We start from the raw sequence: 26,510 nt of genomic DNA on the forward strand, positions 1-26,510 counted from the left end.
TTGGCCGCGCTGTGCCTAGATAGGTGCCAACACCCGATTCAAGGAGTTTGCCCCATGGCCACCAAGACCGTTACCGATGCCAGTTTTCAGGCCGATGTGCTCAATTCCAGCACGCCGGTGCTGGTCGATTTCTGGGCGGATTGGTGCGGCCCGTGCAAGATGATCGCCCCTGCGTTGGAGGAAATCAGCGATGAACTGGCCGGCAAGGTGACTATCGCCAAGATGGATATCATGGAAAACACCGAGATTCCGGGGCAGATTGGCGTGCAGTCGATCCCGTTGCTGGTGCTGTTCAAGAACGGACAGCCGGTCGCGCACAAGCTGGGCGCCGCTCCCAAGAGCCAGCTCAAGGGCTGGATCGAGAGCGTCCTCTAAACCTGCGCCATTCGCGCCGCCATGCCTTCCCACAGTTGAGGGCTGGCGGCGCCGATCAGGCCGCCGTGGCTGTCGCCATCCACGCGGTAAGGGGATCCGTCGGGACGGGCCGCCTTGCCGCCCGCCTCGTTCAGCCACAAGACGCCGGCCGCGTGATCCCAGGCCAGCGTGCGTTCGAACAGCGAGACGTCGTTTTCGCCCAGGGCAAGGCGCGGATATTGCTCGGCCGCGCAATAGGGCACATCGACCAGCCGGTAATGCGGGGCGATATGCTGCATGACGGCCTCACGCTTGCCCATGTCCATGAACAGCAGCGATATGGCGGCAACCGGCTGCGCTTCGCCGGTCTGGCGCGCAGTCACGCGCTGCCCGTCCACAAACGCACCGTTGCCGCGATGCGCGGCGCAGAACCGCTGCGACAGGCAATCGTAAATCCATCCCGATTGCGCCAAACCGCCCTCCGCACGCGCGATCAGTATGCCGAACGGCGGCTTGCCCGTGGCGAAATTGCGCGTGCCGTCGAGCGGATCGATAATCCAGCAATCGCCCGACAGCCGCGCCAGCACGCTCGCATCGGCATGGGCGGCCTCTTCACCCACAATAGCGAGCGAGGGATCGAGCCGCGCCAACCCTTCCGCCAGCATGGCTTCGGATTCGCGGTCGGCCACGGTAACCGGGTCATCTCCGCCCTTGTCCTCCACCTCTCCGTTTGCAAGGTTGCGGTAGCGCGGCAGGATGGCCTTTTCCGCCACGCCGCGCATCAGGGCCAGCATCTCGCGGTCGAGCACACTCAAGACCGGTAATCCGCGTTGATGGCGATGTAGCCATGCGTCAGGTCACAGGTCCACACGGTCGCGCGACCCATGCCAAGGCCCAGATCGACGGTGATGTCGATTTCGCGCCCTGCCAGATGCGCGGCCACCGGAGTTTCGTCGTAATCGGCCAGCGGAAGGCCGTCGCGCGCGGCCCACACGCCGCCAAAGGCGATGGAAAGCCTATCCCGGTCCGCCGGCTGCCCCGCCTTGCCCACGGCCATCACCACGCGGCCCCAATTGGCATCGCCCCCCGCAATTGCGGTTTTGACGAGCGGGGAATTGGCGATGGCAAGGCCGATGATCCGCGCGCTCTCGTCACTCACCGCGCCGGTAACATTGATTGCGATGAACTTCTGCGCGCCTTCGCCGTCACGCACCACCAGATGGGCAAGTTGGCGGCACATATCCTCCATCGCCGCCATGAAGGCATCCGCGCCCGGATCCTCGAAACTGGAAATCACCGGATTGCCCGCCTTGCCCGTGGCAAAGGCCAGCACCGTGTCACTGGTGGATGTGTCGCTGTCCACCGTGATGCAGCTGAATGTGCGCTGGTTCGCGCCCGACAGGCAGGCTTGCAGGAAATCAGGCGCAACGGCGGCATCGGTGAAGATATAGCCGAGCATGGTCGCCATATCGGGCGCGATCATGCCGCTGCCCTTGATGATGCCGTTCAGCGTGACCCGCGTATCGCCCAGCATGGCGGATACGGTCACGCCCTTGGCAAAGGTATCGGTGGTGGCGATGGCCAGCGCGGCGTCCTCCCACGAACAGGGCGGGGCGGTGAGTGCGGCGGCCACGCCTTCACGCGCCTTGTCCTTGGGCAGCGGAACGCCGATGACCCCGGTGGAGGAAACGAACACCTCGTGCCTTGCGCAGCCCAGATGCGCGGCCACCTGGTCCATGATCTGTTCCACCGCCTCGCGCCCGCGATAGCCGGTGAAGGCGTTGGAATTGCCCGCATTGACCACCAGTGCACGGCCGCTGCCCTGCGCGGCGCTTTGCCGGCCCAGCTCCACCTCGGTCGAACAGCACACATTCTTCGTGAACACGCCCGCCGCAACGGTGCCGGGGGCCAGTTCCACATAGGTGAGATCGGCCCGGTCCCAGTTCTTGTAGCGCGCCCGCGCCACGCGCAGCGTGACCCCGGCAATCGCGGGCATTTCGGGAAAGGGCAAAGCGAGGGGCGAGCGTTCAAGGTCCATAGCACGCGCGCATAAGCCTTCGCCGCACGCCAGACAATCATTGATCCGGCACCGATCATTCAGCACAAAGTAACACGCGCCAAGTAGACAGCGCCGAATAGATCGCTATCTGAAGGTCAAGATGCTTCGCCAATTGCTCACCCTGCTGGCCGTTTTGACCGGGCTGACCACTGCGGTCGCGCCGGCTCAAGCGCTCAATGCGGGTGTGCAGGCCGTGGCCGTGGCGCAGGATGCCGCCGCCACCCCGGCGCAGGCCGAAGTCGCCTTCCTGGCAGAAAAGGCCGCGCGGCAGCGCTTGGCCGCTCCGCTGGCGGAACGCGCCGCGCAAGGCCCGGCGTTCCAGTACGCGCCCGCCGTGGTGCTGAAGGCCGACCGCGCGCACGAATAGCGCCCGCAAGTCTTTCCCAACTCGCTGAAAATTGCGTGGCCGCCGCCCATGGCTGGCCGCAACCCCTATACAGAACAGGACCGCCCCCATGTGGCAGAAACTCGCCAAATCCTTCTTTGGCTCGGCCAATGACCGTTATGTGAAGTCGCTCGACAAGATCGTGGCGCGCATCAATGCGCTGGAACCGCAGCTCGCCGATTTTTCCGACGATGAATTGAAGGCGCAGACCGCCAAGTTCCGCCTGAAGCTGTCTGAGGGCAAGACGCTCGACGATCTGCTGCCCGAAGCCTTTGCCACCGTGCGCGAGGCGTCGCGCCGCGTGCTGGGGATGCGGCATTTCGACACGCAGATGGTGGGCGGCATCGTGCTCCATCGCGGCGAAATTGCCGAAATGAAGACCGGCGAGGGCAAGACGCTGGTGGCGACGCTGGCGACCTACCTCAACGCGATTGAGGGCAAGGGCGTGCATGTGGTGACGGTGAATGATTACCTTGCTCGGCGCGACGCGGAATGGATGGGCCAGCTGCACCGCTGGCTGGGCCTCACCGTGGGCGTGATCGTGCCCAATATGCCCGAACACGAGCGGCGCGCCGCCTATGCCGCCGACATCACCTATGCCACCAATAACGAGCTGGGATTTGATTACCTGCGCGACAACATGAAGCAGGATCGCGCCCAGATGGTGCAGCGCCCCTTCAACTTTGCCATCGTCGACGAGGTCGATTCGATCCTGATCGACGAGGCGCGCACGCCGCTGATCATTTCCGGCCCCACCGAGGATAAAAGCGACCTGTATGTGGCTATCGACGCGGTGGTGAAAGGGCTGGAGGAACAGTATTACGAAAAGGACGAAAAGGCGCGCAATGTCCAGCTGACCGAAGAAGGCGTGGAGGAAGTCGAACGCCGCCTTCTGGCCGCCGGGCTGCTGGCATCGGACAACCTGTATGACGTGGAAAACACGCTGGTCGTGCACCATCTCGACCAGGCGATGCGCGCGGTCATCATGTTCAAGCGCGATACCGATTACATCGTCAAGGATGACAAGGTCATCATCATCGACGAGTTTACCGGCCGCATGATGGACGGACGCCGCTGGTCGAACGGCCTGCACCAGGCGGTGGAAGCCAAGGAAGGCGTGCCGATCCAGCCTGAAAACCAGACGCTGGCATCCATCACCTTTCAGAACTATTTCCGCATGTATCCCAAGCTTGCGGGCATGACCGGCACCGCCGCCACCGAAGCGGCAGAGTTCTGGGACATCTACAAGCTCAACGTGGTGGAAATCCCCACGAACAAACCCGTCGCCCGCGTGGACGAGCAGGACGAGTTCTACAAGAACACCACCGACAAGTTCCAGGCGATTGCCAAGGCGATCAAGGAGAAGAACCAGATCGGCCAGCCGGTGCTGGTGGGCACCGTCTCGATCGAAAAGTCCGAATTGCTCAGCGAATACCTCAAGAAGGAAGGCGTCAAACACGCCGTCCTGAACGCGCGTATGCACGAACAGGAAGCCTATATCGTGGCGCAGGCCGGGCGCATCGGCGCGGTGACCATCGCCACCAATATGGCCGGGCGCGGCACCGACATCCAGCTGGGCGGCAATGTCGAATTCCGCATCGAGGAAGAATTGCGCGACCTGCCCGACGGGCCGGAGCGCGATGCCGCGATCGAGAGGATCAAGGCCGAAGTGGCCGAGGAGAAGGCGCGCGTGATCGAAGCCGGAGGGCTGTTCGTGCTGGGCACCGAACGGCACGAAAGCCGCCGCATCGACAACCAGTTGCGTGGCCGTTCCGGCCGTCAGGGGGACCCTGGCCTGTCGCGCTTCTATCTGTGCCTTGAAGACGATCTGCTCCGCATCTTTGGCCCCGACACGCTGTTCGCCAAGATGATGAATTCCAATCTGGAGGATGGCGAGGCGATCGGTTCCAAATGGCTTTCGAAGGCCATCGAGACCGCGCAGAAGAAGGTCGAGGCGCGCAATTACGAAATGCGCAAACAGGTCGTCCAATTCGACGATGTGATGAACGACCAGCGCAAGGTGATCTACGAACAGCGCGCCGAAATTATGGATGCCGAGACGGTGGACGATGTGGTGGTGTCGATGCGCACCGATGCCATCAACGCCATCGTGGCGGCCAGCTGCCCGCCCGGTTCCTATCCCGAACAATGGGATATTGAAGGGCTGAAGGCCAAGCTGGCGGAAATCACCGGACTGCAGCCGCCGATTGACGACTGGTTGCAGGAAGACGCGGTCGAACCCGATATGATCGAGGAGCGCATACAGGAACTGGCCGCGCAGAAGATGGAGGCGACCACCGCCAATATCGACCCGGCGATCTGGAAGCGCGTGGAAAAGAGCGTGCTTCTGCAGCAGCTGGACCACCACTGGAAAGAGCATCTGGCCACGCTCGATGCGCTGCGGCAGGTCGTGTTCCTGCGTTCCTATGCGCAGAAACAGCCGCTCAACGAATACAAGCAGGAAGCGTTCGGCCTGTTCGAGATGATGCTCGATTCGATCCGCGAAAGCGTGACCAAGGTGCTGATGACCAGCGAGTTCCGCATCGCCGAACCGCCGCCCATGCCGGTTTTGCCCAAGCTGCCGCAATTCATGACCGGCCATATCGACCCGCTGACGGGGGATGACGATTCGAATGATGGCGACGGTTCGGAGAAACAGCCGGCGCTGTTCGGCGCGTTGGGCGGGCCGGTAATGGCGCAGGTGCCTGCCGGCGCGATGGCGGGCACGGTCGATCCCTACAGGCACATGAACGTCAACCGCAACGCGCCGTGCCCCTGCGGGTCGGGCAGCAAATACAAGCATTGCCACGGGGCGGTCGCCTGAAGGCGTTGCGCTGATCCGGCGCAGGAGCAGGCGCGTTGATCGAGAGCGTGGATCTGCTGCTGGCGCTGTGCATCGCGCTGGCGGCTGTTCTCTATTCCTCGGTCGGCCATGCGGGAGCGTCAGCCTATATCGCGTTGATGGCGCTGTTCGGGATCGAGGCGGCGGTGATGCGGCCCACCGCTCTGGTGCTCAACATCATTGTCGCCTCGCTCGCCTCGTTCCGCTTCCTGAAAGCCGGGCTGTTCCGCTGGCGTGCGCTATGGCCGTTCCTTGTTACCGCCATTCCCATGGCGTGGTTGGGCGGCACGATCCATTTGCCGAGCGAGATTTACCGCCCGCTGGTGGGCGGCGTGCTGTGGCTTTCCGCCGCGCGGCTCTTGTGGCCGCGCGAGTTGAAGGTGGAGCGGGAGGCAAGCGATCCGCCGCTGCTGTTCGCGCTGCCGATGGGTGCGTTTATCGGCCTGCTGGCAGGGCTGACCGGTACGGGTGGAGGTATCTTCTTATCCCCGCTGCTGCTGTTCATGGCCTGGGCGCCCACGCGGCAGGCATCGGGCATTGCCGCCGTGTTCGTGCTGGCCAATTCGCTCGCCGGCCTGGGCGGGCAGATCGCCACGCTGGACGCGCTGCCGCCGCAATTGCCGCTTTATGCCGGGGCCGCGCTGATCGGCGGGATAATCGGCACGAGCATAGGGCTCAAGGTCAATATCAAGCTGATCCTGAAGCTGCTGGCACTGGTGCTGCTGATTGCCGGGGCAAAGCTGATCGGGCTTTATTGATCGCCATCTTGCGCCAACCCTAACGATCGTTATGATTGCGCGTGGGAGGGGAGAGGCCATGCGGATCAGCCGACTGGATTTGCCACGCTGTTCGGTGGGCGAAGGCCCGGTGTGGGATGTGGCGGAGCAGGCGCTCTATTACATCGACATTTTGGAACAGAAGGTGCTGCGCTGGCAACCGGCCAGCGGCGCGCAAGCCGAATGGGCCGTGCCCGCAATGATCGGATCGATGGCCTTGCGCGAGAGCGGCGGGGCGATCGTGGCGCTGGTGGACGGTATCCACACGCTCGATTTCGATACCGGCGAGGTGTCCCCGCTAGCCTTGATGGCGCCTGCCAATCCGGCGATTCAGCTGGCCGATGGCAAGGTGGACCGCGCAGGGCGCTTCCTGTTCGGCACCAGCCACCGCAAGGCGGCAGAACCGGTGGGCGGCCTGTTCGCGCTTGATCAGGGGAACATCCGCCAGCTGGACAGCGGGCTGACGCTGGGCAACGGTCCTTGCTGGTCGCCGGACAATTGCACGCTCTATCACGCCGACAGCATGGCGCAGGCGATCTATGCCTATGACTACGATCTGGCGAGCGGCGCGGCGTCAAACCGGCGCCTTTTCTTCGACACCACGCCCTATGGCCCCATTCCGGATGGGGCCACAGTGGATGCGAATGGCGACATCTGGGTGGCGATTTGCGAGGGCGGGGTGGTGCTGTGCCTGTCTCCCGCAGGCGAAGTGAAGCGCGTGATCGACATGCCCACGCGCCTGCCGGCCAGCTGCATGTTTTTCGGCCCCGATCTCGACCGATTGTTCGTGCCCAGCATCGATCCCTCCTTCCTGGGGCGCGATCCTGCCGAGGGCGACGGCTGGTGCTATGTGATTGACGGGCTGGGCGTGCAGGGCCTGCCGGAACCGCGCTACCGTGGATAGGCACAAGGCATCGCCGCTGCCGCCGCTGCTGGTGGCGGTGTTCATCAACATTGCAGGTTTCAGCCTGATCCTGCCGCTCTTGCCGTTTTACGGGCAGGTGTTCGGCGCGGCCCCGCACGAAGTGGGGCTGTTGTTCGCCGCCTATTCCTTTGGCAATGTGTTTGGCGAGATATTCTGGGGCCGCCAGTCCGACATATGGGGCCGTCGGCGGGTGCTGGTGGTGACGACGCTGGCGGCGGGCCTCACCTATTTCGCCTTTGCCCATGCGCCGGGACTGTGGAGCGCGGTGCTGATCCGCGTGGTGAGCGGCTTTTTCTCTGGCACGCTGGGGGTGTGCACCGGGTTCATCGCGGATGTCTCTGCGCCCGAAAAGCGTGCCAAGACGATGGGCTATTTCGGCGCGGCCTTCAGCCTGGGTTTTGCGTTTGGTCCGGTGCTGGGCGGCCTGCTGGCGGGGCAGGAAGTGGCCGCGGCGAGCTTTCACCTGCCGATCTATGCCGCAGGTGGGCTTTCGCTGCTGGCGAGCGCATGGTGCGCGCTGCTGCTGCGCGATGCGGTGGAACCACCGGGCAGGGGACGCCCGCTGCCGCGTTATTCGGATGCCATCCGCTTCGTCAGCGGCGATGCGCTGCTGCTGCGCCTGTTCGTGATCGGTTTTTTCGGCATTGCCGCCTTTGCCAGCATGGAGGCCATATATGGCCTGTGGAGCGAGGCCAATTTCGGCTGGAGCGCGCGCGATCTGGGGCTGGCCTTCCTCGCCATCGGCAGCGGCGGATTGCTGGCGCAACTGGTGCTGATCGGCCCGCTGGTGGCCCGTTTTGGCGAGGCGCGGGTGATCGTGATGGGGCTGGCGGTGCTGGCGCTGTCGATGCTGTTGCAACCGATCATTCGCACACCGGTTTCGGGGGTGCTGTTGATGGGCCTGCTGATGACAGGGCACAGCCTTGCCTTTCCCACGGTGGGCGCGCTGCTCAGCCGCAACACGCCGGGTGAACGGCAGGGCAGCACGATGGGGCTGCTGATGGCGTCAAACGCGGTGGGCCGCATCGTGGCGCCGCCGGTGTTCGGGCTGATCTACGGCCACCTAGGGCACGACGCGCCATGGTATTGGGGCGCGGTGATGATTGGGCTGGTCGTGCTGGTGGCGATGCAAACGGTGCGTATCCATGCCACGCGCGGCGCAGGGGTTATTCAAGGGGAGTAGCGCGACCCTGTGCCCCAATCCGGGCTCCCATCCGCTCAGCCTTGAGCACAGGGCGAATTCGCGTATTCTGACCGTCCGCATAATGGGAAAGCAGCGCCCCTTTCGATGGAGCGACTTTTTCGGATTGCCTGATGATCTGATGGTTGGGGAGAGAAGGCATGAAGATCGTTAACCTATTTGCCCTTGGCGTGGCGGCATCACTGGCCAGCGGGTGCGCCACCACGGACGGGCCTGGCCAGGTGAGTTATTATGACTGCGGGACTTTCGTCCTGCGCGTAACCAATACCGGCCCTGAAACCATCGCGCTGCGCCGCGAGGGACGGCTGCTGGCGGAATTGCGGCAAGTTCCTGCTGCATCGGGCGCGCGGTATGAGGGCGAGGGCTACACCTTCCACAGCCGGGGCATCGAAGCGACCTATACCGGCCTGACGCGCGAGGCGCCGCACCAGTGCCGCCGGGTCGATCACCTGCGCTGATGGATTGTTGCCGTCCTTCTGCACATAAGGGAAACACCATGCGCCCCACGCTGTCCTTTGCACTTTGCGCGGCCGTGCTTGGCCTATCTGCCCCGGCAATCGCTCACGATCACGGCGGATCTGCCGCAACTGCCAGCGCCGCCATCGCTATGGCCGTAGCCGATGCGCGCCGCCCTTCAGCTGACACAGCGCGCGATCCGCTGCGCAAACCTGCCGAGATCGTGGCCTTTGCCGGGGTGCAGCCGGGAATGGCAATTGCCGAAATTGCGCCGGGCGGCGGCTATTACACCCGTATCCTGGCCGCCAGCGTCGGGCCGCAGGGCAAGGTCTATGCGCTGATGCCCGCCTTCTTCGCCCAGCGTCCCGGCGGGCTCGACGCGATCAACGCGTTGGCGGCCGAATACGGCAATATCGAAGTGGTGGTGGCGGAAGGGTATGACACGCTGGCCCTGCCGCAACCGGTCGATCTGGTCTGGACGACCGAGAACTACCACGATCTCGCCAATGGCAATGTGGCGGTGGTGAACGAAGGGGTGGCGCGCCTGCTGCGTCCCGGTGGAATATATTTCGTGGAAGATCACAACGCGCCGGGCACAGGCTTGTCCGCCACATCCACGCTGCACCGAATCGATCCGATGGCGGTTATCGCGCAGGTGACCGCGGCGGGGTTTGTGCTCGAAGCGGTAAGCGACCTGCTGCACAATCCGGACGACCCGCGCAATGTCCCCCCGCGCGAGGCGCAGCCGACCAGCGACAAATTTGCCCTGCGTTTCCGCAAGCCCGGCTAGGCTTCAGCGCCGCTCCGGCACCGACTTGGCGTAATCTTCGGTACGGAACCAGCGGTTGAGCAGTGTTTCCAGCTCGATCAGTTCAGGCGTGCAGCCGGGCAGGCTGGCCGGATCGGTTCCTGTTGCCAGCGCATCGGTAATGGCGTTGCGGTATTCAAAAAGGTCCGCGCCCCTTGCCTGTGGGGCAAGCGCGGCGCGTGCCGCCAGCGTGGCATCGACGCGGCCCTGCGCCTCATTCGCGGTAATGTCGCCGGCGCGCAGGGCGCTTACCGTCTCGCAGACATAGGCGCGGCAGGTGTGCGGGCGGGATGTGTAGATGCCGCAGCAGCCATCGGCAAAGCGCGGACAGGGCTGGGCGAAGCTGCGCTCGCCATCATCATAATGATCGATTTCCACACCTTTTCGAGAAAGGCGCGCGGCTTCCCAGCGGCTGACGATCACGCGGCCGAACATCGTGTTGTCGCAGCACATCCCGCATGACAGGCACAGCGCGCCTTCGGCAGGGTGCGGCTTGGGTTTTCCGGGTCTGGTCAGGAAAGTGGCTCCCCGAGTAGGATTCGAACCTACGGCCATTCGATTAACAGTCGAATGCTCTACCGCTGAGCTATCGGGGAGCAGCCCATCTGGCGGGCAGGCCCGTGCCTATATGGGCGACGAATCCCTTTTGCAACCCTGCTTTCACACCAAGGCATAACTCACACCACAAACTGTTCGGCCACGATCCGTTCGTCGAGCGCGTGGCCGGGATCGAACAGGAGCGTCATCTCCTTGTCGCGGGCAATTTCGACGTGAACTTCGGCCACGTCGCGGAATTCCTTCTGGTCGGCCACCACCATGACGGGCCGCTTGGCGGGCTCGCGGATGCGGAATGTCACGCGGCTGCGATCAGGCAGAATCGCCCCGCGCCAGCGCCGCGGGCGGAACGGGCTGATGGGGGTGAGCGCCAGCATGTGCGAATCGAGCGGCAGGATGGGCCCGTGCGCCGACAGGTTGTAGGCGGTCGAGCCGACCGGCGTTGCCAGCAGCACGCCATCGCCCGCCAGTTCGGGGATACGCACCTTGTCGTTCACGCTGATCTCGATCTTGGCGGTCTGGCGGGTTTCGCGCAGCAGGCTCACCTCGTTGATGGCGCAGCTGTGATGCGCGATGCCGTCTTGATCGATTGCTGTCATGCGCAAGGGGCAGACCTGCATCGGCTTCGCCTTCGCCACCCGCCGCGCGAGGCCTTCGCATCCGCGGTGCCGGTTCATCAGGAAGCCGACAGTGCCCAGATTGAGACCATAGACCGGGCGCACCTTCTCCTCGTCCAGCATCTGGTGCAGAACATCGAGCAAATAGCCATCGCCCCCCAGCACGACCACGGCGCTGGCTTCGTCCAGCGGCACCCAGTCCATGCAATCGGCCAGCGCGCTCGCCGCTTCGCGCGCGCGGTCTGTTGGCGAGGCGAGCAGCGCCAGCCGCGAGGTGTCGATTGTGCCGTTCGCATCTGTCATGCGCCAAAGCCTAGCCATCCCGTCCCGATTTGCAACGCGCGGCTTGCAGGGGCGTGACGCGGAGCGCGCAATGCTGCAACAGCAGCAGATGCCATTCAGCCACCTTGTTGCCACGCCCGCCGGCGATCGCCGCCGCCAGTTGGACCGGCGCGCGCGTGTTCCGCAGGCGGTGGCAAACGAACTGCAAGGGGCCATGGCCGAAGATCGGATCGCCATGCTGTTCCAGCCGCAATACTGCTGCGCCAGTGGGGCAGTAGCCGGAGCAGAGGCTCTGGTGCGCTGGCCGCACCCGCAGCGCGGCCTGATTGCCGGGGACGAATTGTTTCGCATCGCCATGCGAGCCGATCTGGCGCGTGCCCTGTCTGATCATGTGATCAGGCGGGCGCTGATGCTGGCGTCTGAGTGGGAAGCGGGGCTGCATCTTTCGCTGAATATCACCGCAGCCGATCTGGCTGCGCCCGATTTTCCCGATGCGGTGGCGGCTGCTCTTTGCGCCAGCGGCTTTGCGCCAGAACGCCTGACGCTGGAAATCACCGAACAGGCGCTGGTGCATGATCTGGACAGTTCCGCTGCCCAGTTGACCAAGCTGGTCGATCTGGGGATCCGCATTGCACTCGATGATTTCGGCGCGGGATTCTGCAATTTCCGCTACCTCAAGAAGCTGCCGCTGCATTTTCTCAAGCTGGACCGGTCGATGGTGGAAGGCATTGCGGATGATCGCCGCGATCTGGAAGTGCTGCGCGGCATCGTCGCGCTGGCGGGCGCGCTCGATCTGGCGGTGATCGCCGAGGGGATCGAGAGCGAAGCCCAGCGCGACGCAGTGATGCGCGAAGGGTGCTTTGCCTGGCAGGGGTTTCTGGGCGGCAAGCCCATGCCGCCAGAAGAATTTGCGCAGCTTTAGGGTGCGGCCTTACCCGCCTTTGTCACGATATTGCTGAGGCCCTTGGTGAGCTGCGCGAGACCGTTGAGGCGGCTTTGCGGGTTGCCCCAGGCGCGTTCGATCACCAGCTTCATGTCAGGGCGCAGGCGCGCGGTGCCCTTCAGCCGTTCGACATAGGCGATAAGGCCTGCCGGATCGGGGAAGCTGTCCTTGTGGAAGGTCACCAGCGTGCCGCGCGCGCCCACATCGATCTTGGCGATATTTGCGGCAATCGCTTGTTGCTTCACCTCGATCAGCTTGACGAGATTCTGCGTTGCAGCGGGCAGCGGGCCGAAACGGTCGATCATTTCGGCGGCCATCGCCTCCAGTTCCGCCTTGCCCTGCGCTTCGTTGAGGCGGCGATACAGCGCCATGCGCACCGCGAGATCGGGCACGTAATCATCAGGAATCATGATCGGCGCATCGACGGTGATTTGCGGGCTGAAGGCCTCCGCCTTGCGCTCCAGCCCCATCGCGCCCGCCTTGGCGGCAAGGATCGCGTCCTCCAGCATCGACTGGTAGAGTTCAAAGCCAACCTCGCGGATATGGCCGCTCTGCTCATCGCCCAGCAGGTTGCCCGCGCCGCGAATGTCGAGATCGTGGCTGGCAAGCTGGAAGCCTGCACCCAGCGAATCGAGATCGCCCAGCACTTTCAGCCGCTTCTCCGCCACTTCGGACAGCGCGGTATCGGCAGGAGTGGTGAGATAGGCATAGGCGCGGATTTTTGAGCGGCCCACACGCCCGCGCAGCTGGTAAAGCTGCGCAAGACCGAACCGGTCGGCGCGGTGAATGATGATCGTGTTGGCAGACGGGATGTCGAGGCCGCTTTCCACAATGGTTGTGGACAGCAGCACCTCGTATTTCTTCTCGTAGAAGGCGCTCATCCGCTCTTCCACCTCGCCCGGCGCCATCTGGCCGTGGGCGGCGACATAGCGGATTTCGGGCACGTTCTGGTGCAGCCAGTCGGCCACCTGATCCAGATCGGCAATGCGCGGCACCACGATGAAGCTCTGCCCGCCGCGGTGATGTTCGCGCAGCAGCGCTTCGCGGATCACCATGTCGTCCCATTCCATTACATAGGTGCGCACCGCCAGCCGATCGACCGGCGGCGTCTGGATGGTGGAGAGTTCGCGCAGGCCGCTCATCGCCATTTGCAGCGTGCGCGGAATGGGCGTGGCGGTAAGGGTGAGGACATGCACATCGGCGCGCAATTGCTTCAGCCGTTCCTTGTGGTTCACGCCGAACCGCTGTTCCTCGTCCACGATAACAAGGCCAAGATTCTTGAACTTCGTTGTCTTCGACAGGATCGCGTGGGTGCCGACCACGATGTCGATCTGCCCTGCCTCAAGCCCTTCGCGCGTGGCTTTCGTTTCGGCTGCGGGGACGAGCCGCGAGAGGCGCCCGATCTGCAGCGGGAAGCCGGCAAAACGGTCCACAAAGCCATTGTAATGCTGGCGCGCGAGCAGCGTGGTGGGGGCGACCACCGCCACTTGCTGCCCGGCCATGGCGGCGACAAAGGCGGCGCGCATTGCCACCTCGGTCTTGCCGAAGCCGACATCGCCGCAGACGAGGCGATCCATCGGCTTGCCCGCCGCCAGATCGCCCAGCACATCGGCAATCGCGGCTTCCTGATCCTCGGTCTCGGCCCAAGGGAAGCGGTCGACAAATTGGTTGTAGGATGCCTCATCCGCTTCCAGCACGGGGGCCACTTTCAGCGCACGCTGGGCTGCCACCTGCATCAATTCGGCCGCGATCTGGCCGATGCGTTCCTTTAGCCGCGCGCGGCGCCGTTGCCACGCCTCGCCGCCAAGCCGGTCGAGCACCGCGCCGTCCTCGCCCGAACCGTAGCGCGAGAGGACTTCGAGATTTTCGACGGGGATGTAGAGCTTGTCGCCGCCCGCATATTCCAGGCAAACGCAATCGTGCAGGCTCTTGCCCGCGGCAATCGCTTCCAGCCCCAGATAGCGGCCAATGCCGTGATCCAGATGCACCACCAGATCGCCCCGGCGCAGCGCCTGCAATTCGGCGAGGAAGGCGTCGGCGTCCTTCTTCTTGCGGCGGCGGCGCACCAGCCGGTCGCCCAGCAGATCCTGTTCGCTGACCAGATCGATCTCGTCATTGGCAAAGCCGGTGTCGAGCGGCAGCACCATCGCCACCGGCATGCCTTTGGCGGCCTTGCCCAGTGCCTCCTGCCATGTGTCGGCCAGCAGCATTTCGGTGCCCGCTTCGGTCAGGATGGAGGCGATACGGCTGCGCGATCCTTCGGAATAGGCGGCCAGCAGCGCCCGCTTTCCCGCTTTCGCGGCATCGGCGAAATGGCGCGCGGCGGCTTCGTAGGCGCTTTGCCCGGCGGCGCGTTCAGGGGTGAAATCGCGGGCGGAGCGGAACCCGAAATCGATCACCTTGTCGCTCGCGGGTTCAGCGAAGATCACCGCCTTGTGGATGGGCTGCGCGGCCGTGCCCGCATCGAGTTCGGCGCGGGTGAGGTAAAGCGCGGCCGGGTCAAGCGGGCGGTAGGAGCCTTTGGCCTGCCCCGAAACTTCGCGCCGCTGGCGGTGGTAATCGGCAATGTCGGCCAGCCGCTCCTCTGCCGCTGCCAGCGCGCCGGCATCGATCACCACCTGATCGGCGGGGTTGAGATAATCGAACAGCGTGGCGAGCTTGTCTTCCAGCATGGGCAGCCAATGCTCCATGCCCGCCAGACGCCGCCCCTCGCTCACCGCTTCGTAAAGCGGATCCTGCGTGGCTGCGGCGCCAAAGGTTTCGCGGTAGCGGCTGCGGAAGCGCTTGATGCTCGCCTCGTCGATCAAGGCTTCGCTTGCCGGAAGCAGCAGGTGCCCCTCCACCGTGCCGGTCGTCCGCTGCGTGGCGGGATCGAACAGGCGCAAGCTCTCCAGCTCGTCGCCGAAGAAATCGAGCCTGAGGCCGGCTTCAAGCCCGGACGGGTAGATATCGAAGATCGACCCGCGCACGGCAAACTCGCCGCTATCGGCCACGGTGTCGGTGCGGCTGTAGCCCTGCCGTTGCAGCAGGGCGGCGAGGCTTTCGTGCCCGATGGTGACGCCCGGTTTCAGCTCGCGCACGCTTTCCCGGATGCGGAACGGGGTGAGGACACGTTGCAGCACGGCGTTGATGGTGGTCACCACCAGTTGCACCCCGCGGCCGCCCGCCTGCAGGCGGTACAGCGCGGCCAAGCGGCGCGCGGAGACCGACAGGGCAGGGCTGGCGCGGTCAAACGGGAGGCAATCCCACGCCGGAAATTCGATCACTTCCAGTTCGGGCGCAAAGAAATGCGCGGCATCGGCAACCGCGCGCATGGCCGCATCATCGGGCGCAATGAACACCGCGCGGCCGCCCTTGCCATTGGCCGCCGCCGCGCGCGCCATATCGGCCAGCACCAGCGGCTGCGCCCCCCGCGCAAGGCTGGCGAGCGTCAGCGGCGTGGTGGCGGCAAGGATGCGGGAAAAATCGGGCATGGATGACCTTCAGGCAAACGCAAATGCCCCCTTCTCAGTTTGAGAAGGGGGTTAAGCTGCGGCGGCGATAGCGAAAGGTGAGCCCGCGCGCCACCCTGTCCGAAAGTTGGCCCGACGCGTCAGATATTGACGTAATCGATCCGCTGGAAGGCATCGAGCAACGGGCCATGGAAGCGCTCAGGCGCGGGTGCGGTGCCGAAAGCCCAGGCGAGGATGTCGACATCCTCTTCATCCACCAGCGCTTCGAACCAGGCGACTTCGGCCTCACCCCAATCGGCATGATAGCGGTCGAAAAAGCCGCCAATCATGTAATCCGCCTCGCGCGTGCCGCGATGCCAGGCACGGAATTTCAGGCGGGCAAGACGGGTGGGAATATCGGGGGGCTGACTCATGCCAGCCTCCTACCCCACGGCCGCGCAATCGGCTAGGGCTATACGATGCGCCCCGAAATCCTCAACCCGCTGTTCGCCGAACCCGACAGCCTTGATGGCGTGGGGCCGAAGCTCAGAAAGCCGCTGGAGAAGCTGCGCCTCACCCGGTTGCGCGACATCGCCTATCATTTGCCGCAGCGTTTCGTGATGCGGCGCGCGGTTGTTGCGCTCGACGACGCGGCAGAAGGCGAGCAGATCGTCATTGCGCTCACCCCGGTGGAACACCGCGCCGGGGCGTCCGCTCGCGCGCCCTATCGCGTGCTGGCGCAGGACGGGGCGGGCGATATTTGCGCGCTGACCTGGTTCGGCAAGGCCAGCTATACCGCGCGCAAGCAATTGCCGGTCGGGGAAAAGCGCTGGGTAGCCGGGCGGCTCGACCGGTATGGCGATATGCGCCAGATGGTGCACCCCGATCACATCGCCGCAGAGAGTTCCGCGCTGGCGGGAAATCTGTGCGAGCCAGTTTATCCGCTGGCCGAAGGGCTGACACAGCCTCGCATGGCCGGCATTGTGGCGCAGGTGCTGGGCCGCCTCCCTGATCTCGCCGAATGGATCGAGCCGTCGATGCTGGCCAAGCAGGGCTGGCCCGCCTGGCGCGACGCGCTCATCCGTGCACACCGAGCAGAGGACAAGGCCGCACGCGACCGGCTGGCCTATGACGAGATATTTGCCAATGCGCTGGCGCTGATGCTGGTGCGGCAGGCCAACCGGCGTCGGCGCGGGCAACCCTTGCAAGGCGACGGATCGCTGCGCAACCGGCTGCAATTGCCCTATTCGCTCACGGCGGCGCAGGCGCGTTCGATTGCCGAAATTGCCGGTGACATGGCGCAGGATGCGCCCATGTTGCGCCTGCTGCAAGGCGATGTGGGCGCAGGCAAGACGGTGGTGGCGCTCGAATCCATGCTGATCGCGGTGGAGGCGGGCGCGCAGGCCGCGCTGCTGGCGCCGACCGAAATCCTTGCCCGCCAGCATTTCGACACGATCCGCAAGCTGGCAGCGCCGACCGGGGTAGAGGTCGCTTTGCTGACCGGGCGCGACAAGGGCCGCGCGCGCGAAAGCATTCTGATGGGGCTGATGGACGGCTCGATCGATATTGTGATCGGGACGCACGCTATCTTTCAGGACGCGGTGCAATACCGCAATCTGGGCCTGGTGGTGATCGACGAACAGCACCGCTTTGGCGTGGGCCAGCGGCTGCTGCTGACGCAGAAGGGCCGCGTCACCCCGCACACGCTGGCGATGACCGCCACGCCCATTCCGCGCACATTGGTGCTGGCGCAGCATGGGGAGATGGATGTCAGCCGGCTGGATGAAATGCCCCCCGGCCGCCAGCCCATCGACACGCGCGTCATTTCTGCCGCGCGTATGGAGGATGTGGTCGCCGGGCTGGCGCGGCATCTGGCAACCGGGCAGCAGGCCTATTGGGTCTGCCCCATGGTGCGCGACAACGAGACGGACGATATCGCCGCCGCAGAGGCGCGCTTTGCCGCGCTTCAGCACCGTTTCGGGGACGCTGTGGTGCTGGTGCACGGGCAATTGCCACCTGAACGCAAGGATGCGGCAATGGAGCGATTCTCCTCCGGCGCGGCGAAATTGCTGGTGGCGACGACGGTTATCGAGGTAGGCGTGGATGTCCCCAACGCCACCTTGATGGTAATCGAACAGGCCGAGCGTTTTGGTCTTGCCCAGCTTCACCAATTGCGCGGGCGCGTGGGGCGGGGCAGCGAAAAGAGCACCTGCCTGCTGTTGCGCGGCGATGAACTCTCCGAAACGGGCCGCGCGCGCCTTGCCCTGATGCGCGAATCGCAGGACGGGTTCTATCTCGCCGAACAGGATCTGGAATTGCGCGGCGGGGGCGAATTGCTGGGCACGCGGCAATCGGGGGAGGAAGCCTTTTCCATTGCCACGCTCGAACAGGTCACCCGGCTGATCGACGCTGCCAATGACGATGCGCGCCTGCTGATGGAGCATGACGGCGGGCTGGCGTCGGAGCGGGGGCAAGCGGCGCGGGTGCTGCTCTATCTGCTGGAACGCGACTGGGGCGTAAGTCTGCTGCGCGGCGGGTGAGGACCGCGGCCTTTGGTCCACCCTTGACAGGAGTGCCGCACCTCGCAATCGCTGCGACACCGCCATACCGGTCGCACCATTCGAATTGTTGGGAGAGACAATGACCGAAACACTGCCCACCGCCGCCGAACTGGCCCCGGAAATCGCCCGCGTCTTTGCTCTGCAACAGGCGCATCAATGGGATGTAAAGGCCTCCAGCGCCGACATGCGCAAGGCCAAGCTGCAAAAGCTGAAGGCCGCGATCGAAGCGCATGCCGACGACATCGTCGCTGCCGTGCTGAAGGACACGCGCAAGCCCGAAGGCGAGATCCGCGTGACCGAGGTGCTCAACATCCTCGGCAATATCCAGCTGAACATCGACAGTCTGGACGAATGGATGGCGCCCACACCGGTGCAGCCCAGCAAGGTCGAAACCGACAAGGCGATGATCATGTACGAGGCGCGCGGCGTGTGCCTGATCCTGGGGCCGTGGAACTTCCCGCTCGGCCTCGTCTTTGGGCCGCTTGCAGCGGCAGTGGCAGCCGGCAATTGCTGCATTCTGAAGCTGACCGATCTGTGTCCGCACGTGGCAAAGATTGCCAAAGTGATCGTGAGCGAAGTCTTCCCGGAAAACGAAGTTGCCGTGTTCGAAGGCGAGGTGGATGTGGCCGAAGCGCTGCTGGAGTTGCCGTTCAACCACATCTTCTTCACCGGCAGCACGCGCGTGGGCAAGGTGGTCATGGCCGCAGCGGCCAAGCATCTGGCGACCGTCACGCTGGAACTGGGTGGCAAGTCGCCTGTCATTATCGATGACGGCGCGGATATCGGCGCGATTTCGGCTGCGCTGGCTGGGGCCAAGCAGTTCAACGGCGGGCAGGCCTGCATCTGCCCGGATTATGTGTTCGTGAAGGAAGACCAAATGCAGGCGCTGGTCGATGGTTTTGCCGCCAATGTGCGCAAGAACCTCTATGACGAGGAGGGGCAGATCAACAAGGCGGCCATCGCCCAGATCGTCAACAGGCGCAATTTCGACCGGGTTAAGGGCATGGTGGACGATGCCATTGCCAAGGGTGCGACCGTGGCCGTGGGCGGGCAGATGGACGAGGCTGATCTCACCATCCACCCCACCATGCTCACCGATGTGACCCCGCAGATGACCATTCTGCAGGAGGAAATCTTTGCCCCCGTCCTGCCGGTGATGACCTATGATACGCTCGATCAGGTGATCGATTATATCTCCGCCCGCGACAAGCCGCTGGCGCTCTATGTCTTCAGCCCGAACGAGGCGAATGTCGAAAAGGTGCTGGCCCGCACTTCGTCAGGCGGGGCAACGGTGAACGGGGTGTTCTCGCATTACCTCGAAAACCGCCTTCCCTTTGGCGGAGTGAATGGCAGCGGCATGGGCAGCTATCACGGCTATTTCGGGTTCAAGGCCTTCAGCCACGAACGCGCGGTTTATATGCATCAGCCGGTCGCGGCCTGAGGGAAAGACGCGGTCAGGCTGCCTGCTTGACCTGATCGCGCCCTGCCTTTTTCGCCTGATACAGCGCCTCGTCCGCCCGGCTGATCAGGCGGGTGCGGTCGTCATCGGGCCGCAAGGCAGCAACGCCGATGCTGAGGGTGACGGCCAGCGCTTTCCCTTCGGGCAGGATGATGGGCAGCGCGGCAATTCCTTCGCGTAACCGTTCGCAGGCGGAGGCGGCATCTTCGGCCGTGCAATCGGGAAACGCGATCAGGAATTCCTCCCCGCCAAGTCGCCCCACCAGATCCTGTTCGCGCATCAAGGCGAGACCCATCTGCGCCACGCAGCGGATCACCTCGTCCCCCGCAGAATGGCCGTGCGTGTCATTGACCAGCTTGAACCGGTCGATGTCGATCACGGCCACGGCGAGGGGGCGCTTTTGCCGCCGAGCGAATGCAATCAGCCGGTCAAGTCCGGCAAACATTTCGCGCCGATTGGCAAGGCCGGTCAATTCATCGGTCGTTGCCAGCCATTTGAGCTCAGCGCGCGCCTGCTCCTCGTTGGCAATGGCCCTGCGCAGCGCGAAGCTGGCGAACAGGCCGACCGCAAGCAGCAGCAGGCCCGTGGCGTTGAGCGCGATCTGCGCCTGGTCCGATCGCGCTGCGGCGCGTTCAGCGCGCCTCTTTCGTTCGGCCAGCAGGCTTCGCTCCGCACTTTCAAAGCTGTCGAGCTGCCGCAACAGATTGTTGATCAATTGCCGTCCTGCCCCTGATCGCACGATGCTGACGGCTTCGGCGTGCCGGCCCTGGCGTTCCAGTTCGACTGTGCCGGCGGCCTGCGCCAGATAGACCTGCAGCGCGCCATCCATCGCCTTCACCCGTGCCTGCTGCTCCTGATCCGTGATGACCTGCTTTTGCAGCTTGTCAAACGCCTGCGCGATGTGCGCGCGTCCTTCGACATAAGGCTCCAGATAAGTGGGGTCGCCGGTAAGCAGATAGCCGCGTTCGCCCCGACGGACGGACACGACGCCCAGCCGCAGATTGTTGATCGCGTCGATCACCTCGAACGCCTCGCTCTCCCATCGGCCGGCATCGCGCATTTCACGCGTGGCCTCGCGCGCCAGCCAGCCCGAAAGCGCCAGCAGTGCCCCCAGCAGCAGAGCCGTTGCCAGCAGCAACTTGCCGCTGGTCGCGCTCGATCGCGCGCTCTGCCTGTGCCCTGCGGTTACGGCAAAATGTCCGAAGGTTCCCATCACGCGCCCAGCCTAGGGGCGCAGGGTAAGGGTATGGTTAACACCAAACTTATTGCCAGCCGCGCGCACGCCACCTAAATCCGCGGCACGACCCGTTTCGGACCCTCCATTTCAGTCAGGCCCGCTACCTTGATCCTTTCCCCTTTCGAATGGACGATTGCCAAACGTTACATGCTGCCCGGCCGCAGCGAGGCGGTGATCACGCTGGTCGCCTCCATCTCCATCGGCGTGGTGATGCTGTCGGTTGCCATGCTGGTGATCGTGATGAGTGTGATGAACGGCTTTCGCGCGGAACTCATCGACCGCATCACCGGGCTCAACGGCCACGCCGTGGTGCAGGCCTATGGCGGGAGGTTGGAGGACTGGGAAAACGTCCTGAACGAGGTGCGCCAGACGCCCGGCGTCACTCGCGCCATCCCGATGGTGGAACAGCCGCTGCTCGCCACGCTCAACGGCCGTGCGGAGGCGGTTCTTGTGCGCGGCAACCAGCCGGCCGACATTGCGCGCCTGTCGCCCAGCGTCCTGATGGGCGATCTGGCCGATTTGCGCGAGGGCGAGCGCAGCGTTGCCATCGGGTCGCGGCTGGCGCTCAAAATGGGTGCGCGGCTGGGCGATACGCTGACGATCATCAATCCGCAGGGTCGCACAACGCCATTTGGCACTGTCCCGCGCCAGATCGGCTACACGATCAGCGCGATTTTCGAGGTCGGCATTTACGATTTTGACGAACGCATGGTCATCATGCCGATGTCCGATGCGCAGACCCTGTTGCTGATGGGTGACGCGATCAGCGCGATCGAAGTGACCACCAATGATGCCGAGAAAGTGCCGCAGATCATGGCACCTGTCGCCGCCGCGCTGGAAGGGCAGGCGGTGGTCACCATCTGGCAGGAAATGAACGCTTCCTTGTTCGAAGCCTTGCAGGTGGAGCGCGTGGCGATGGCCTTTGCGCTGGGCATCATCGTGCTGGTGGCGGCGTTCAATATCCTCTCCTCGCTGGTCATGCTGGTGCGATCCAAGACACGCGATATCGCGATCATGCGCACCATGGGCGCGCGGCGGCAGAGCCTGCTGAAGATATTTGTCACCACCGGCTCTGTCGTGGGCACGATCGGCACGCTGGCGGGCGTGGCTTTGGGCCTGCTGGTGCTGGCATTCCGTCAGCCAATCGTGAACGCGATCGAGGCGATGTCGGGCCAGGAATTGTGGAATCCTGAAGTGCGTTTCCTCACCGAACTGCCCGCGCGGGTCGATCCGGTGGAGGTGCTGCTGATTGCCGGCATGGCGATGGGGATGGCCTTCCTCGCCACGCTGTATCCGGCCTGGCGCGCGGCCAATACCGATCCGGTGGAGGTGCTGCGTTATGAGTGAGCCGATTGTGTCTCTGCGCAATCTCGCCCGAAGTTTCGAACAGGGCGGCGAGGTGATCGAGGTGCTGCGCGGGGTCGATCTCGATGTGATGCCGGGGGAAATCGTGGCGCTGCTCGGCCCTTCGGGTTCGGGCAAATCCACCATGCTGCAGGCAGTGGGCCTTCTGGAAGGTGGTTTTTCGGGCACGATCCGCATGGCGGGGGTGGATGCCAGCAATGTCGATGCCGCCACGCGCACACAGCTTCGCCGCGATCACCTGGGCTTCATCTACCAGTTCCACCACCTGCTGCCCGATTTCACCGCGCTGGAAAATGTCGTGATCCCGCAATTGCTGATCGGCAAGCCGCGGCCTGAGGCGCAGGTGCGGGCAAGCGAATTGCTGGGAGCACTGGGTCTGGAGCACCGCCTGACGCACCGGCCAAGCCAGCTTTCGGGCGGCGAGCAGCAGCGTGTCGCCGTGGCCCGTGCGCTGGCGAACAGCCCGAAACTTGTGCTGGCGGACGAGCCGACGGGCAATCTGGACGAAAAGACATCGGACAAGGTGTTCGACCAGTTTCTTGAACTGGTGCGCGGGCATGGAAGTGCGGCGCTTGTCGCCACACATAACGAGCGGCTGGCGGCACGGATGGATAGGGTGGTGCGCCTGCACGAAGGCCATCTGGAATAGCGCACGCTTCCGGCGCAAAAGGCTGTTGAAAGCCATCGGCGCCGATTGCTCTTGGCGCGTCTTGTCCTAGTGTTGCACCATGGCCTTTTCTCCCTTCGTCCCCTTGCGCGTGTTTTCCAGCTATTCGATGCTGGAAGGCGCAATCGATCCCAAGGCGATTGCCGCGCTTGCCAAGCAACGCGGCTTTCCCGCCATCGGCATTTGCGACCGCAACGGCTTGTATGGCGCGTCCATGTTCGCCAAGGCTTGCGCGGAATACGGCGTGCAGCCGATCATCGGCGCGCTGCTCGGCGTGTCGCGCGGGGCTGATGCGCCGGTCGATTACCTGCCATTGTTCGCACAGGACGAGGAAGGCTGGCTCAACCTTTCGCATCTGGTCAGCAGCGCGCATCTCGACCGGCCGCCAGAAATGGAGCCGCACGTTCCCCTCAGCGCACTTGAAGGGCGCACTGGCGGACTGATCGCGCTTTCCGGCGGGGCAGAGGGCGGGGTGACGCGGCTATGCGCATTGGGCAAGCGAGAGGACGCGAATAACCTTGCCGCACGCCTGATGGCGCTGTTCCCGCAGCGTTTCTATATCGAGCTGGCACGCCGGGGCGATGCGACAGAGGAGGCTGCCGAGCCTGCCTTGATCGATCTGGCCTATGCGCTGGACATTCCGCTCGTCGCCACCAATCCGGCCAACTTTGCCGAACCGCATATGCACGCGGCGCACGATGCGATGCTGTGCATTGCCCATTCCACCCATATCGACAGCGCAGACCGCCCGCGCTCCAATCCGGAAGCCTTCGTCAAGTCCGCCGCGATGATGGAGGAACTGTTCGCCGACCTGCCCGAAGCGACCGCCAACACGCTGGTCTTGGCGCAGCGCTGTGCCTATGCTCCGCCGAAGCGGAAACCGATCCTGCCCAGCCTTGCCGGCGACAAGGAGGGCGAGGCGCGGATGCTGGCCGAGGACGCGGCGCGCGGTCTGGCGGCGCGGCTGGAGCCCTATGGCGCGATGAGCGCCGAGGAGCGGCAGGTTTATACCGACCGCCTCAATTTCGAAGTCGACGTGATCACCCGGATGGGTTTCCCCGGCTACTTCCTGATCGTGGCCGATTTCATCAAATGGGCCAAGGCGCAAGGGATACCGGTGGGGCCGGGGCGCGGATCGGGCGCAGGGTCGCTGGTGGCCTGGGCGCTGACGATTACCGATCTCGACCCGATCAGGCTGGGCCTGCTGTTCGAACGTTTCCTCAACCCCGAACGCGTGTCGATGCCGGACTTCGATATCGACTTTTGCGAAACGCGGCGTGGCGAGGTGATCCGCTATGTTCAGGACCGCTACGGGCATGACAAGGTCGCGCAGATCATCACTTTCGGCAAGATGAAGGCGCGCGCCGTGCTGCGCGATTGCGGGCGCATCCTGCAAATGCCCTATGGCCAAGTTGACCGGCTGACCAAGATGGTGCCCAACCATCCCACCGACCCGTGGACACTGGCGCGCACGTTGAATGGTGCGGCCGATTTCCGGCGCGAGTATGAGAACGATAACGAGGTAAAGCGGCTGGTCGATCTGGCGCTGCAACTCGAAGGCTTCCCGCGCAATTCCTCCACCCATGCGGCAGGCGTGGTGATTGGCGACCGGCCGCTGGCGCAATTGGTGCCGCTCTACCGCGATCCGCGATCGGATATGCCGGTGACGCAGTTCGACATGAAGCATGTCGAGGATACCGGACTTGTGAAGTTCGACTTCCTCGGCCTGAAAACGCTGTCGGTGCTGCGAAAGGCGGTGGACCTGTTGGCGGGGCGCGGGGTGGAGGTGCATCTCGACCGGCTGCCGATGGACGACGAGGCGGTGTTTACCCTGCTGAAGCGCGGCGACACCGTGGGCGTGTTCCAGCTGGAATCGGAAGGGATGCGGCGCACGCTGGCGCAGGTGCGGCCCACCGTGTTCGAGGACATCATCGCGCTCGTCTCGCTCTATCGCCCCGGCCCGATGGACAACATCCCGCTGTTCGGCAAGCGCAAGAACGGCGAGGCGCCGATCGAATATCCGCATCCCAAGCTGGAAGGTATCCTGTCCGAAACCTACGGCATTTTCGTGTATCAGGAACAGGTGATGCAGGCTGCGCAGATTCTGGCGGGCTATTCGCTGGGCGATGCAGACCTTTTGCGCCGCGCGATGGGCAAGAAGGTGCAGGCCGAAATGGACGCGCAGCGCCAGCGCTTCATCGATGGCTGTGCGCAGGTGTCGCAGATTCCCAAGGCGGAGGCGAACAGCCTGTTCGACTTGATCGACAAGTTTGCCGGCTATGGCTTCAACAAGAGCCATGCGGCCGCTTATGCCGTTCTCAGTTACCAGACAGCATGGTTCAAGACGCATTATCCGGAGGAATTCTACGCCGCCTCGATGTGCTTCGACATGCACCAGTCGGAAAAGCTGGCCGTGTTCGTGGACGATGCGCGACGCAACGGCATTACGGTGCTGGGGCCGGACATCAACAGATCGCAGGCCGAATTCAGCGTGGAACAGACCGAAGAAGGCCATGCGGTACGCTATGCGCTGGCAGGCATCCGCAATGTCGGCGAAAAGGCGATGGAGCAGGTGGTGGCCGAGCGGGAGGCGAATGGTCCCTTTGCCGGCCTTGAGGACCTGTTCCGCCGCGCCCCCGCAGGTGCGATGAACCGCCGGATGCTGGAAGGGCTGGCGGGCGCGGGCGCGCTCGATTGCCTGGAGCCCAACCGCGCGCTGGTGCTGGCAAATGCCGATATGCTGCTTGCTGTATCGGATGCGGCCACGCGCGAACGCTCCAGCGGGCAGGGCGGATTGTTCGGCGGGGAGGATCATGCCGAACCTGCCCTGCGCCTTGCCGACACTCCGCCATGGAACCGCGCGCAGCAGATGGAGGCGGAGCGCGAGAACTTCGGCTTCTACTTTGCCGCGCATCCGGTGGCGGAATACAAGGTGGCCGCCTCCGCGCATGGCGCGCGCACCTTCGCCTCGCTCGCCAGTGGGGAAATTACAGGCGAGGGTGTGCAGGCGGTGATGGCTGTTTTGGTCGAAAGCGCCAGCAAGGGCCGCACCAAGCGCGGCAAGGACTTTATTCGCGCGACCTTTTCCGATGCAACGGGGCAGTTTTCCGCCGCCTGTTTCGAGGAAGGGCTGGTGGACAACTTCACCCGCTGGGCAGCCGAAGGGACCTGCGTGCTGCTGACGGTGGAAGTGGACAAGCCAAATCCCGACGATCAGCCGCGTTTCACCGTGCGCGCCGCGCGGCCCCTTGCCGAGGTGCACGATGCCGCGCGCATGGTGCTGGAATGCGAGATCGAGAGCGAGGAGGGGTTGGCCGCACTGCGCGCCTGCCTCCTTCCCGGCAAACCGAAGCATGGCGAAGTGCTGGTGCGCCTGAAGATTGGCGAAGCGGTCGAACCGCTGGTGCGCCTGGGCGGCGATTTTGCGCTGTCAGGCGAATTGGTCGACAGGTTGGCGACGGAGCCGGGACTTGCCAATATCTCGCTGCGCCCGCGCCGGGCCACTTCCTCGTTGCGCCTGGTCGCCTGACGATTGGACCGATGAAAAAGGGGCCGGAAGGTTTCCCCTCCGGCCCCTGTTTGTTTGC

Annotated in this window: 21 protein-coding genes and 1 tRNA gene; 14 read left to right on the top strand and 8 right to left on the bottom strand. The window is 64.2% G+C overall.

The window, feature by feature from the left end; translation table 11 throughout:
- Nucleotides 1-54 precede the first annotated feature (54 nt).
- Entirely contained in the window at nucleotides 55-375 is a 321-nt protein-coding gene (trxA, locus tag WFP39_RS00515) for a thioredoxin (protein WP_336917143.1), read from the top strand.
- Here trxA and WFP39_RS00520 read toward each other — a convergent pair.
- Both WFP39_RS00520 and argJ read right to left on the bottom strand, forming a co-directional pair.
- Nucleotides 372-1,148, bottom strand: a complete 777-nt coding sequence (locus WFP39_RS00520; protein ID WP_336917519.1) for an inositol monophosphatase family protein — start codon at nucleotides 1,146-1,148, stop codon at nucleotides 372-374. The two genes, trxA and WFP39_RS00520, sit on opposite strands and share 4 nt — an antisense overlap.
- Nucleotides 1,149-1,165: 17 nt before the next feature.
- Complete coding sequence (argJ, locus tag WFP39_RS00525; protein ID WP_336917144.1) at nucleotides 1,166-2,392, bottom strand: bifunctional glutamate N-acetyltransferase/amino-acid acetyltransferase ArgJ; 1,227 nt, start codon at nucleotides 2,390-2,392, stop codon at nucleotides 1,166-1,168.
- Nucleotides 2,393-2,513: 121 nt separating this feature from the next.
- Here argJ and WFP39_RS00530 point away from each other — a divergent pair, with 121 nt between their 5' ends.
- From WFP39_RS00530 to WFP39_RS00560, 7 genes are all read left to right on the top strand, one after another.
- Entirely contained in the window at nucleotides 2,514-2,780 is a 267-nt protein-coding gene (locus WFP39_RS00530) for a hypothetical protein (protein ID WP_336917145.1), read from the top strand.
- Between the two features lie 88 nt (nucleotides 2,781-2,868).
- Nucleotides 2,869-5,622, top strand: a complete 2,754-nt coding sequence (gene secA, locus WFP39_RS00535; RefSeq protein WP_336917146.1) for a preprotein translocase subunit SecA — start codon at nucleotides 2,869-2,871, stop codon at nucleotides 5,620-5,622.
- Between the two features lie 35 nt (nucleotides 5,623-5,657).
- Entirely contained in the window at nucleotides 5,658-6,398 is a 741-nt protein-coding gene (locus tag WFP39_RS00540) for a sulfite exporter TauE/SafE family protein (RefSeq protein ID WP_336917147.1), read from the top strand.
- 58 nt (nucleotides 6,399-6,456) lie between these two features.
- A complete protein-coding gene (locus tag WFP39_RS00545) occupies nucleotides 6,457-7,320 on the top strand; it encodes an SMP-30/gluconolactonase/LRE family protein (protein ID WP_336917149.1) in 864 nt (287 codons plus the stop codon).
- Nucleotides 7,313-8,524, top strand: coding sequence for an MFS transporter (locus WFP39_RS00550; protein ID WP_336917150.1), 1,212 nt, complete (start codon nucleotides 7,313-7,315; stop codon nucleotides 8,522-8,524). The genes WFP39_RS00545 and WFP39_RS00550 overlap by 8 nt, the downstream gene beginning before the upstream one ends.
- 158 nt (nucleotides 8,525-8,682) lie before the next feature.
- Entirely contained in the window at nucleotides 8,683-9,000 is a 318-nt protein-coding gene (locus WFP39_RS00555) for an MliC family protein (protein WP_336917151.1), read from the top strand.
- Nucleotides 9,001-9,038: 38 nt separating this feature from the next.
- On the top strand, nucleotides 9,039-9,788 hold the full coding sequence (locus WFP39_RS00560) for a class I SAM-dependent methyltransferase (RefSeq protein WP_336917152.1): 750 nt from the start codon (nucleotides 9,039-9,041) through the stop codon (nucleotides 9,786-9,788).
- A 3-nt stretch (nucleotides 9,789-9,791) separates the two neighbouring features.
- On the opposite strand, the gene WFP39_RS00565 is transcribed toward WFP39_RS00560, so the two are convergent.
- From WFP39_RS00565 to WFP39_RS00575, 3 genes are all read right to left on the bottom strand, one after another.
- On the bottom strand, nucleotides 9,792-10,361 hold the full coding sequence (locus WFP39_RS00565; RefSeq protein ID WP_336917153.1) for a YkgJ family cysteine cluster protein: 570 nt from the start codon (nucleotides 10,359-10,361) through the stop codon (nucleotides 9,792-9,794).
- A tRNA-Asn gene (locus WFP39_RS00570) sits at nucleotides 10,328-10,402 on the bottom strand. Before WFP39_RS00570 ends, WFP39_RS00565 begins: the two co-directional genes overlap by 34 nt.
- Nucleotides 10,403-10,483: 81 nt before the next feature.
- Nucleotides 10,484-11,281 carry an NAD kinase gene (locus WFP39_RS00575; protein WP_336917154.1) on the bottom strand — a complete coding sequence of 266 codons (798 nt, stop codon included), beginning with the start codon at nucleotides 11,279-11,281 and terminating at the stop codon, nucleotides 10,484-10,486.
- A 70-nt stretch (nucleotides 11,282-11,351) separates the two neighbouring features.
- Here WFP39_RS00575 and WFP39_RS00580 point away from each other — a divergent pair, with 70 nt between their 5' ends.
- Nucleotides 11,352-12,182, top strand: coding sequence for an EAL domain-containing protein (locus WFP39_RS00580; protein ID WP_336917155.1), 831 nt, complete (start codon nucleotides 11,352-11,354; stop codon nucleotides 12,180-12,182).
- On the opposite strand, the gene mfd is transcribed toward WFP39_RS00580, so the two are convergent.
- Nucleotides 12,179-15,676 (bottom strand): transcription-repair coupling factor, encoded by a 3,498-nt coding sequence (mfd, locus tag WFP39_RS00585; RefSeq protein WP_336917156.1) that lies wholly within the window; start codon nucleotides 15,674-15,676, stop codon nucleotides 12,179-12,181. The two genes, WFP39_RS00580 and mfd, sit on opposite strands and share 4 nt — an antisense overlap.
- 119 nt (nucleotides 15,677-15,795) lie before the next feature.
- A complete protein-coding gene (locus WFP39_RS00590; RefSeq protein ID WP_336917158.1) occupies nucleotides 15,796-16,068 on the bottom strand; it encodes an FAD assembly factor SdhE in 273 nt (90 codons plus the stop codon).
- Nucleotides 16,069-16,113: 45 nt separating this feature from the next.
- Here WFP39_RS00590 and recG point away from each other — a divergent pair, with 45 nt between their 5' ends.
- Nucleotides 16,114-18,174: an ATP-dependent DNA helicase RecG gene (gene recG / locus WFP39_RS00595; RefSeq protein WP_336917159.1), complete on the top strand. Its 2,061-nt coding sequence runs from the start codon at nucleotides 16,114-16,116 to the stop codon at nucleotides 18,172-18,174.
- 100 nt (nucleotides 18,175-18,274) lie between these two features.
- Nucleotides 18,275-19,636, top strand: coding sequence for an aldehyde dehydrogenase family protein (locus WFP39_RS00600; protein WP_336917160.1), 1,362 nt, complete (start codon nucleotides 18,275-18,277; stop codon nucleotides 19,634-19,636).
- Nucleotides 19,637-19,649: 13 nt separating this feature from the next.
- On the opposite strand, the gene WFP39_RS00605 is transcribed toward WFP39_RS00600, so the two are convergent.
- Nucleotides 19,650-20,867 (bottom strand): diguanylate cyclase, encoded by a 1,218-nt coding sequence (locus WFP39_RS00605; RefSeq protein ID WP_336917162.1) that lies wholly within the window; start codon nucleotides 20,865-20,867, stop codon nucleotides 19,650-19,652.
- Nucleotides 20,868-20,996: 129 nt separating this feature from the next.
- On the opposite strand from WFP39_RS00605, the gene WFP39_RS00610 reads away from it, so the two are divergent.
- The 3 genes from WFP39_RS00610 (at nucleotide 20,997) to dnaE (ending at nucleotide 26,452) form a co-directional block, all read left to right on the top strand.
- Nucleotides 20,997-22,238 carry a lipoprotein-releasing ABC transporter permease subunit gene (locus WFP39_RS00610; protein WP_336917163.1) on the top strand — a complete coding sequence of 414 codons (1,242 nt, stop codon included), beginning with the start codon at nucleotides 20,997-20,999 and terminating at the stop codon, nucleotides 22,236-22,238.
- A complete protein-coding gene (locus WFP39_RS00615) occupies nucleotides 22,231-22,905 on the top strand; it encodes an ABC transporter ATP-binding protein (protein WP_336917164.1) in 675 nt (224 codons plus the stop codon). The genes WFP39_RS00610 and WFP39_RS00615 overlap by 8 nt, the downstream gene beginning before the upstream one ends.
- Nucleotides 22,906-22,984: 79 nt before the next feature.
- Nucleotides 22,985-26,452, top strand: a complete 3,468-nt coding sequence (gene dnaE / locus WFP39_RS00620) for a DNA polymerase III subunit alpha (protein WP_336917165.1) — start codon at nucleotides 22,985-22,987, stop codon at nucleotides 26,450-26,452.
- Nucleotides 26,453-26,510 lie beyond the last annotated feature (58 nt).

This window comes from Alteraurantiacibacter lauratis (assembly GCF_037154155.1).
Taxonomy (GTDB): Bacteria; Pseudomonadota; Alphaproteobacteria; order Sphingomonadales; family Sphingomonadaceae; genus Alteraurantiacibacter; species Alteraurantiacibacter lauratis.